Here is a 624-nt window from a genome sequence, read left to right on the forward strand (position 1 = left end):
CATAAGCGCCAGGACGCCACCGGCCAGATCTTCCCGACCCCCTGGGTCGTGGCCGGCCTGATCCTCGGCCTGCCGCTGCTGACCTTCCTGCTCTCGGGCGCGCCGCTGACGTTTGATCATCCGGAACTGAAGGGCTTCAACTTCCGCGGCGGCATGACCATCATCCCCGAGTTCGTTGCCCTCTGGCTGGCGCTGACCATCTACACCGCGGCGTTCATCGCCGAGACCGTGCGCGGCGGCATCCTCGCCGTGCCCCACGGCCAGATCGAGGCCGCTTCGGCACTGGGCCTGCCCAAGGTGCGCACCCTGCGCCTGATCGTCATCCCGCAGGCGATGCGGGTGATCATCCCGCCGCTGACCAGCCAGTACCTGAACCTGACCAAGAACTCCTCGCTGGCCACGGCGATCGGCTACCCGGACCTGGTCTCGGTGTTCGCCGGTACCACGCTGAACCAGACCGGTCAGGCGGTGGAGGTGATCTCGATGACCATGGCGGTGTACCTGAGCCTGAGCATCCTGACCTCACTGTTCATGAACTGGTACAACAAGCGCATGGCGCTGGTGACAAGGTAAGGGGAGCCACATGAAATACGAACCACAACCGACCCTGCCCGCCCCGGCCAG

The 624-nt window shown here is 65.4% G+C and carries 1 protein-coding gene; it reads left to right on the forward strand.

Translation table 11 applies throughout. The features are described 5' to 3' along the window. A partial coding sequence (locus IEX40_RS22015; RefSeq protein ID WP_188752420.1) for an ABC transporter permease subunit occupies positions 1 to 573 on the forward strand: 573 nt, incomplete at its 5' end. Between the last annotated feature and the right edge of the window lie 51 nt (positions 574 to 624).

The sequence above is a fragment of the Marinobacterium zhoushanense genome (genome assembly GCF_014641945.1).
GTDB classification, from domain to species: Bacteria; Pseudomonadota; Gammaproteobacteria; order Pseudomonadales; family Balneatricaceae; genus Marinobacterium_D; species Marinobacterium_D zhoushanense.